Annotated in this window: 9 protein-coding genes; 3 read left to right on the top strand and 6 right to left on the bottom strand. The window is 70.6% G+C overall.

What is annotated here, in order from left to right; translation table 11 throughout:
* Positions 1-697: 697 nt before the first annotated feature.
* The 3 genes from ACH4S8_RS43275 to ACH4S8_RS43265 all read right to left on the bottom strand — a co-directional run bounded on the left by ACH4S8_RS43275 (position 698) and on the right by ACH4S8_RS43265 (position 2,685).
* On the bottom strand, positions 698-829 hold the full coding sequence (locus ACH4S8_RS43275; protein ID WP_398404519.1) for a hypothetical protein: 132 nt from the start codon (positions 827-829) through the stop codon (positions 698-700).
* A gap of 411 nt (positions 830-1,240) precedes the next feature.
* Complete coding sequence (locus ACH4S8_RS43270) at positions 1,241-2,137, bottom strand: MarR family transcriptional regulator (protein WP_398404517.1); 897 nt, start codon at positions 2,135-2,137, stop codon at positions 1,241-1,243.
* 131 nt (positions 2,138-2,268) lie between these two features.
* Positions 2,269-2,685 (bottom strand): winged helix-turn-helix transcriptional regulator, encoded by a 417-nt coding sequence (locus ACH4S8_RS43265; protein WP_398404515.1) that lies wholly within the window; start codon positions 2,683-2,685, stop codon positions 2,269-2,271.
* Positions 2,686-2,834: 149 nt separating this feature from the next.
* Here ACH4S8_RS43265 and ACH4S8_RS43260 point away from each other — a divergent pair, with 149 nt between their 5' ends.
* A complete protein-coding gene (locus ACH4S8_RS43260; RefSeq protein ID WP_398404513.1) occupies positions 2,835-3,680 on the top strand; it encodes an NAD(P)H-binding protein in 846 nt (281 codons plus the stop codon).
* 85 nt (positions 3,681-3,765) lie between these two features.
* Here ACH4S8_RS43260 and ACH4S8_RS43255 read toward each other — a convergent pair whose 3' ends face one another.
* A complete protein-coding gene (locus tag ACH4S8_RS43255; protein WP_398404511.1) occupies positions 3,766-4,338 on the bottom strand; it encodes a suppressor of fused domain protein in 573 nt (190 codons plus the stop codon).
* A gap of 107 nt (positions 4,339-4,445) precedes the next feature.
* Between ACH4S8_RS43255 and ACH4S8_RS43250 the strand changes: the two genes are divergently transcribed.
* Complete coding sequence (locus ACH4S8_RS43250) at positions 4,446-5,072, top strand: alpha-ketoglutarate-dependent dioxygenase AlkB (protein WP_398404509.1); 627 nt, start codon at positions 4,446-4,448, stop codon at positions 5,070-5,072.
* A 39-nt stretch (positions 5,073-5,111) separates the two neighbouring features.
* Here the strand turns inward: ACH4S8_RS43250 and ACH4S8_RS43245 are convergent, their stop codons facing one another.
* Together ACH4S8_RS43245 and ACH4S8_RS43240 are read right to left on the bottom strand one after the other, a co-directional pair.
* On the bottom strand, positions 5,112-5,741 hold the full coding sequence (locus tag ACH4S8_RS43245; protein ID WP_398404507.1) for a hypothetical protein: 630 nt from the start codon (positions 5,739-5,741) through the stop codon (positions 5,112-5,114).
* Between the two features lie 226 nt (positions 5,742-5,967).
* Positions 5,968-6,693 (bottom strand): siderophore-interacting protein, encoded by a 726-nt coding sequence (locus ACH4S8_RS43240; RefSeq protein WP_398404505.1) that lies wholly within the window; start codon positions 6,691-6,693, stop codon positions 5,968-5,970.
* Between the two features lie 136 nt (positions 6,694-6,829).
* Here ACH4S8_RS43240 and ACH4S8_RS43235 point away from each other — a divergent pair, with 136 nt between their 5' ends.
* A complete protein-coding gene (locus tag ACH4S8_RS43235) occupies positions 6,830-7,489 on the top strand; it encodes a GNAT family N-acetyltransferase (protein ID WP_398404503.1) in 660 nt (219 codons plus the stop codon).
* Positions 7,490-7,583 lie beyond the last annotated feature (94 nt).

Below are 7,583 nucleotides of genomic sequence, written 5' to 3'. Positions count from 1 at the left end.
CGGGGGGGGGGGGGGGGGGGGGGGGGGGGGGGGGGGGGGGGGGGGGCCGGGGGGGGCGCGGGGGGGGGGGGGGGGGGCCGCCCCCCCGCCCCCCCCCCCGCCCCCCCCGCCACCATGGGCGGAGGTCACCGTCCGGACGAGGGCGAGCCCCGGACAGGACCCTCGCCCGCGTGGCCGCGGAGCCGACGGCCGGGGAGCGCTCCTCGGCCGTTTCCTCGCGCAGTTCGATCTCTGCGAGTCCATGAGCACCATGTTGTCGGACCTCGGGGGTACAGTGCCCTGCTTACAAACGGAGCGCGGAGATCCGGGGGGTTTCGCCGGGTGAGGCACCGTCAAATCGCCTATATGGCTTCGCCAGGTTGTGCTGTCCCTCACCCTTGAGGGGTGTGATCTGAGTCACTGCGTGGCCGCTGACCCTGGGTCAACCTGGGGTGTTACCCGGATTAATGGTTCGATCCACGCGCATCGATATGCGGGTAGCTGTCGCATGACCACTGCAAGTTAAGGCACGATAGGTACGTCGTTGCGGGAACGGGTGATGGGCGCCACAGGTGCGTGTATCTTCTTGCCTTACGCGACGGTAACCGCATTCGGATATGCGGAAGGCCCCACCCCTTGCCCGCGAAGCTCAAGGTGAGGCCTTCTTCGGCACGCCGTCTGCAGCGCGACCCCGGCCGCTAGGTCGGGGTTTTTCGCGTCACCAGGGCCAGTTGTCCCGCATGATCCGGTAGATCGTGTAGGCGGGCCCCAGCCAGCGGGCGGCCCGGTACGACCGACTCCGCCTGCTGCAACAACGGCAGTGCCCCTCCGGCAGGTCCTGCGCAGCCATCGGGATCCCTCACCTCATTTCCATGGGGCCTGCGGATTTCGCAGGTCCCGTAGAGGGCCCACAAGCCTTCGTGGACTCTCCGGAGAGGCACGACCGTGCGCGAACCCCTGAGGTGACGGATGGCCGAACCCTACCTGAGCGCCGCAGAATCTGCTTTTGCGTCAACTCCCGCTGCCGGTACGGGTGCAGGCACTGCGTGCCGTGGGTGCGGCACGCGTGCGACGGTCGAGATGCCTGCTGCGGAATCCGTAGGCCCCCAGCTGCGGCGGAACTTGACGGTACGTCTGATACCGCGTGCCAGTTCCCGCACAACGCGTGCCCAACGTCACACAGGAAGCACTTGGGTCGAGTGAACGCGCCCCCCAGGTGAGACGTTGCCCAACTCCCGGCGGCCTGGTCCGCCCTGAGCGCTCAAGACTGGTCGAGCGACGCGCGCAGGTCGAGTCCCATGGGGTTGTCCAGGGGAATGTCGCCCGCGCGCACCACGGCGTGCGTCAGAGGGCGCAGGAGCCGGGCGAGTTCGTCGGTCTCGCTGGTGGTCAGCGCGTCGTAGGCGGTGGTGGCCAGTCGGTCGGTTCGTTCCTCGATGCGGGTCTTGAGCCGGTGTCCACGTGGGGACAACCGGTCGTCCTCGAGAAGCCCCCTGTGCTCGAGGGCGTCACGTCTCGCTGTCCATTCTGCTTCGTCGAAGTCGCGTGCCGGCGTGTAGACATCGCGGGGGATCCCGCTCGCGGCGGCGTGGAGGACATGGGACTCACGGCCGGAGATCCCGGCGGCGACGAGAGTCGCGACGTGGCCGTCGCCTCGGTGTTCACGAAGGAGCGTGGCCGCCTGCCACAGCTGGGCCAAGGGCTCCTGCGGCACGGGCAGGGAGCGGTTGGCGGCGAAGAGCGCCCGGCCTTCGAGGGGGGCCGATCGAGCGGCGCGCATGGCGAGTTCCGCCGCCCGCGCGACATCCGCGCCGTCGGCCGCGGGACCGAGTGCCCGGCCGAGCGCACGCACGGATCCCCGTACGCGCGCCGCGAGGGCCTCGTCCGGCGGAGCGAAGCTCCAGGCCGCCGGCACGGCGCGACTCACCCGCTCGTAGGCGAAGTTGTAGAACAGCGCATGCACGACGTTGGCGTCGGCACTGCCCAGGGGAGCGGCCCGTCCGGCGAAGTAGCCCATCCAGAAACCGCGGTACCCCACCGTCCTGAACTCCTCCAGCGGCTCCGGGGCGAAGTAGACGACGGCGTGGATCGGTTCGAGCAGCCGCCACAGGGACCGGGCGATGTCATCCCGGGCAGGCCTCGATGTCGCTGGTGACATGGCACCCTTCTACGCCTGGATCGGGGGCTGTGTCCCGCGCATGGCTCGACCGGTGGTCCGCCTTCGGAAGACGGGCCCCGGACGGGGTATCGCCGGCCTTGCCGACGGTCCTGCGGCTCCCGGACCCCCGGTCAGCCCTGTGCCGTCGCCGCCACTGGCCCGTCGGCTTCGGTGTCGTAGTCCTGCCGTGCCTGTTCGACCTTGTCCAGGTTGGCGGCGGACCATTCGGCGAGGTGCGCGAAGAGGGGCGCCAGGCTCCGGCCCAGCTCGCTGATCTCGTACTCGACCCGAGGGGGAACTTCGGGGTGGTACGTGCGAATGACCATGCCGTCGCGTTCCAGCTGCCTCAGCCGCTGCGTCAGCACCTTCGGCGTGATCGTGCCGATCAGTCGCTCCAGCTCGACGAAACGGAGCCGGCCGTGCGTGTTGAGCGTCCACAGGATCGGCGTGGTCCACCGGCTGAACACGATGTCCACGACCCCGCTGGTCGGACAGGCGAGTCGGGGGTCGGTCGCGGCGGCTGCCGCCCAGTCGGTCGTGCCGGCCATGTGCACCCCATCGGGATAGTCACTTTCCTCTAGGTACCTACTATATCGGCGGTGTTAGCGTCCCCGTGTCGTCCGGAGAGCGGTTCTCCGAGCGGCTCTCCCGCCCGCTCGGGCGGGACAACCATGCTGATTCGACACGGGAGTTGTTCATGTTCGTAGTGACGGGGGCAACCGGGAACGTCGGCCGGTCGCTCGTCCGGGCCCTCACGACGGCCGGTGTGCGGCTGACCGCGACCTCGCGCGGGATCTCGGGCGAGGACGTGCCGGAGGGTGTCGCACACACGCGGGCGGACCTGGCCGATCCAGAGTCCCTTCGGCCCGTGTTCGACGGAGCCGACGCGCTGTTCCTGCAGAACGGGGGTGCCGGCGCACACCTGTTGAGTCCACGGGACATCCTCGACGTCGCCAAGGCCGGTGGCATCGGGCGAGTCGTCCTGCTGTCCTCCCAGGGAGTCGCGACCCGGCCCGGGTCGGCCTCGCACGGAGACACGGCACGTTCCATCGAGGACGCCGTACGGCAGTCGGGCATGGCGTGGACGATCCTGCGGCCGGGAGGCTTCGACTCCAACGCGTACGCCTGGGCCGAGTCGGTCCGCACCCGAAGGGCCGTCGCGGCGCCGTTCGCCGACATCGGTCTGCCGACGATCGACCCGGACGACATCGCCGAGGTCGCCGCCGCGACCCTGCGGGAGGACGGCCACGCCGGACAGATCTACGAACTGACCGGGCCCGAGCTCAACACGCCCCGCATGCAGGCCGAGGCGATCGCCGCCGCGCTCGGCGAACCCGTCCGGTTCATCGAGCAGACCCGCGACGAGGCCCGCGCACAGATGCTCCACTTCATGCCCGAGCCCGTGGTCGACACCACGCTCGCCATCCTCGGCGAGCCCACCCACGCCGAACGGCGCATCAGCCCCGATGTCGAGCGGATCCTCGGCCGCGCCCCCCGCACGTTCGCCGACTGGGCGCAGCGCCACGTCGCCGCGTTCCGTTAGGCCGCCGAGTCCGGTTCGTTTCGGCACTGCTGACGTTCCGTCACGTCTGCTCGTCCGAAAGGGACTTTGTCGCCCCGCCCCCAGATCAGACCGCGGGGCGGCGCAGGACGTCGGTCGGTTCCCACTCGCTCTTCCGGAAGGCTTCCAGCCCTTGCTCGTCGATGAACTGCCGTTCCACCTCGTGGATGGGGTACAGCCCCTGGATGTCGATCACGTCGTGACCCTCGTGTCCCGGAATGCCGACGTCGATGCCCTGGCAGTCGTCTCTGTCGAGCACGAGCGGGGCGGACACGAAGAACGCCGTCATCTCCGACTCGGGCACGACGCGCTCGTTGAAGTTGATGGTGGTGCCGTGACGGAACGGGAAGGAGCCGCGCAGCTGCTCGGCGACGTAGCCCGCCGCGTGGGCCCAGATCACGTTGGCCGAATTCACGCTGAGGCAGAGTTCCGGCGAGCGGCCGTGCTGCCAGTCCGGGTGCTCCGCCAGCGACAGTCCGTAGGTGAGCGCGGTGAGGAGCCCGTCCGGCAGGTTCTCGTACACGATCTCCGTCACGCCCCGCAGCCCCGGTTTGGTCGACTGGACAGGGAAGAACAGGGGTTCCGTCCCGCCGGAGAGCCGATCGAGATGGGCGAGGTACTTCTCTATGCGACTGATCATGCCGCCAGCCTGCACGATCGTCCGCGTCCGGCCGTGAGCGGGGCCGTTCGCCCTTCCCCTGATTGCTCGAACGAGGGCCTGTCAGTGGGGCTGGCTAGTCTTCGAGCATGACTGAGGGATCTGGGCAACTGTCCTTCGACGCGGGTGACGAGGCGGTGTCCGTGGCCGTTCCGGGGCTGCGTTACATCGCCGACTGGCTCGACCCGGACGCGTGCCGGGAGATGCTCGCGCGGATCGAGGCCGGAGCCTGGTCGACGGAGCTCAGACGGCGCGTCCAGCACTACGGCCACCGGTACGACTACGGTCGGCGCGCCGTGACGGGAGACTCGCGGACGGCGGCCACCGCGCCGCCGCTGCCCCCGTGGGCGCTCCAGGAGGCTGTTCGGCTGGCCAGGGAAGGGGTCATGGCGCAGCGGGCGGACCAGGTCATCGTGAATGAGTACGAGCCGGGCCAGGGCATCAGCGCTCACGTCGACTGCGTGCCCTGTTTCGGGCCGGTCGTCGCCGCGATATCCCTCGGCTCCGGCTGTGTCATGGACTTCACCCACCCCGAGGAGGGGAAGAGGACCTCTGTGCGTCTCGCTCCCGGCAGCCTGTGCGTGATGACCGGGCCGGCCCGGTACGACTGGCGCCACGGCATCGCCGCTCGCAAGAGCGACCCGGAGGGCGGGGGCAGGGTCCCTCGCGGCCGGCGCGTGTCGGTGACGTTCCGTACCGTCCTCGGCTCCGCCTGACGGCGACCGCGCCGCCGGGCGCCGGGCCGGTCCGCGGGTTCAGATGCCGCGCGCGTCGGCCAGGACGGAGGCCTGCTCCAGCATGCGGGTCGGTTCGCGGCCGTTGCCCCATGCGTCGTTGAAGGACGGTACGGACTCCACGTGGGGGCCGAACCGTCTGCGGATCGCCTCCAGCAGTACCGCCATGGCCTGTGCCTCGAGATGGCGGTCGCCGCCCGACTCGCTGCGGATCGCACCCTGAGAGCACAGGGAGCCGTCTTCGTCGGTCAGCGTTCCCGCGCACCAGCCGTCCGTCCGCAGTCGCAGCGACGCGCGGTGCAGCAGGGCCGCTACGGGGGTGGCGTCCGGGGCGGGGCCCGGGGGAGCGGCGGGTGCCGGAGCGCCGGGAGCCGACGGAGCGCCGATGCGGGTCCAGTCGACCGGGGGCGTCTCGATGTGTGCCGTGTTGACCTCGTAGGCGACGGCCGCCAGCGCGAGACGGGCGTCCATCTCCTCTTGGACCGCGGCCAGGCGGGCTTCGAGACTGGCGCCGGGGCGCGCGGGAGGTGCGGGACGTGCGGAAGGCTCCGGGGGTCGCTCGGGCTTCGCGTCGGTGGGCGGGGCGACACCCGCGGGTGCGGATGCCGTCGTCGGTTCGGTGGCGACGGCGTGCGGTGTGCGGGACTGCATGATGGATGGGTTCCAGGCGCGCCCCGCTTTCAGCGCCGCCGAACGGGCGGTACCGGACACGGGCGGCCGGGCCCAGGGTGCGGGATGCCGAGCCCATGGCGGGGGAAAAGCCGGGCCTGCGTGCGGGAGGCCGGGCCGCCCACGACCCGGTCGGATCGAGGCCGGGCGGGTCCCGCGGCAGCGGCCCCGGCTGGCGTACCCCTCCGGCCCGGTCAGGCGTGCGCGCTCAGCTCGCGCGCCAGTATCCGAGCGCGTCGACCCGCTGCCGGGGCACGGACAACTCCTTGCGGACATGGGCCGACAGGGCGCGGGTGGTCGCCGTGTCGCAGGCGATCCACACGTACGGCTGTGGGCTGTCCTCGAGCAGTTCGGGCAGGGCGGCCTTCACCTCGTCGACCAGATGGCGTCCGGCGTCCCGGCGCACCACCTGCCGTACGTCGTGGTGCGGGGAGGTCCGGCAGGGCAGGCCCTCCAGGCTGCCCTCGAACCAGATCGTCGCGGGGACCGGGCCCAGTGCCGTGAGCAGGGAGTTGAGCGCCGGCAGCGAAGCCGGGTCGGCCACGGCGATGACATGTGAAGGTGTCGGTTCGGGGTGGTCGAAGCCCGTGCCCTGGACCGTCGCCTCGATGGTGTCCCCGGGCTTCGCCGCCCTGGCCCAGTCGCTCGCGCGTCCCTCGTGCAGGGCGAACTCCAGGCCGAAGGTGCCGGCGGCCGGGTCCGGGTCGACCAGGGTGTACGCCCGCTGGTGCGGCTTGCCCGCGTTGTCGAACCACAGCCGCACCCACATCGTCGGGTGGACGCCGGTCACCGCCAGCATGCCGCCGTCGGTGAAGTGCAGTCGGCGGTACTCCGAGGTGACGTCCTCCGAGCCCGTCACGGTGAACACGTAGTCCTTCGCGCGCAGCAGTTTGAGAACCGCGCCCTCCCAGCCCCGCCCCTGCGCCTGCCCCATGACTTCTTCACCCTTCGGTACGACTGCGCCTCGGTAATTAGTTAGGTGAGCCTAACCTAATATGATCGTGTGGCGCACAGGAGGGTCACAGGAATCCGCCGGGATACGACCGTGACCGGCTGAACGAAGGAGACGGATGTCCGACACATACGCCGAGCGCGCGGCCCTGTACGAGCAGTTCGTCGAGGGCTACGGCACCGTGCGCGTCCTGCCGGTGGACGCCGGGCTCGACGGTCCGGTGATCCACGGCTGGGTGAACGCGGACCGGGCCGCCTTCTGGGGCATGAAAGACCTGACCGAGAGCCAGGTCGCCGCGATATACGCCCAGATCGAGACGCTCGGCACCCATCACGCCCGCCTTCTCGTCAAGGACGGCGAGCCGGCCGCGCTGCTGCAGACGTACGAGCCGACGGCCGATCGAGTCGGCGCCTGCTACCCGGTCGAGCCCGGCGACATCGGCGTCCACCTGCTGCTCGCGCCGGCCGGACCGGATGGTGGGCGTCCCGGCTGGACCTCGGCCCTGCTGAGCGCGGCGGCGTCGTACGTCCTGCTGGGACTGGACCGCGATCGCGTCGTGGTCGACCCCGACGTGCGCAACGAGAAGGCCATCGCCCGCTTCCGGCGCCAGGGCTTCACCCCGGGCCCGGTGGTCGTGCTGCCGGAGGTCGACCTTCCCGACGTCCACCTCCCCGAGAAGAGGGCCCAACTCGCCTTCCTCACCCGGGAAACGGTCTTCCCGGGCGGGGCTCCGGCTGCCCTTGCCCGCCAGGAGAGCCGAACGGCCCCTGGGGCGTGACTAGGGTCTGTCTTCAAACGGATCTTGCCCAGAGTAGGAATGACGCGAGATTGACCGCTGCCTCGTAGGAGGTGGCGGTCTTGTCGTATCTGGT

The sequence above is a fragment of the Streptomyces sp. NPDC021080 genome (assembly GCF_044333225.1).
Taxonomy (GTDB): domain Bacteria; phylum Actinomycetota; class Actinomycetes; order Streptomycetales; family Streptomycetaceae; genus Streptomyces.
Note: the sequence above shows the minus strand (reverse complement) of the source record. Positions and strands in the feature narration are given on the sequence as shown.

Bases quoted from the DNA above. Each gene is read 5' to 3' on its own strand.
- ACH4S8_RS43275 (WP_398404519.1), bottom strand. From the start codon at position 829: ATGGCTGCGCAGGACCTGCCGGAGGGGCACTGCCGTTGTTGCAGCAGG.
- ACH4S8_RS43260 (WP_398404513.1), top strand. From the start codon at position 2,835: ATGTTCGTAGTGACGGGGGCAACCGGGAACGTCGGCCGGTCGCTCGTC.
- ACH4S8_RS43250 (WP_398404509.1), top strand. From the start codon at position 4,446: ATGACTGAGGGATCTGGGCAACTGTCCTTCGACGCGGGTGACGAGGCG.
- ACH4S8_RS43240 (WP_398404505.1), bottom strand. From the start codon at position 6,693: ATGGGGCAGGCGCAGGGGCGGGGCTGGGAGGGCGCGGTTCTCAAACTG.
- ACH4S8_RS43235 (WP_398404503.1), top strand. From the start codon at position 6,830: ATGTCCGACACATACGCCGAGCGCGCGGCCCTGTACGAGCAGTTCGTC.
- ACH4S8_RS43255 (WP_398404511.1), bottom strand. From the start codon at position 4,338: ATGATCAGTCGCATAGAGAAGTACCTCGCCCATCTCGATCGGCTCTCC.
- ACH4S8_RS43265 (WP_398404515.1), bottom strand. From the start codon at position 2,685: ATGGCCGGCACGACCGACTGGGCGGCAGCCGCCGCGACCGACCCCCGA.
- ACH4S8_RS43245 (WP_398404507.1), bottom strand. From the start codon at position 5,741: ATGCAGTCCCGCACACCGCACGCCGTCGCCACCGAACCGACGACGGCA.
- ACH4S8_RS43270 (WP_398404517.1), bottom strand. From the start codon at position 2,137: ATGTCACCAGCGACATCGAGGCCTGCCCGGGATGACATCGCCCGGTCC.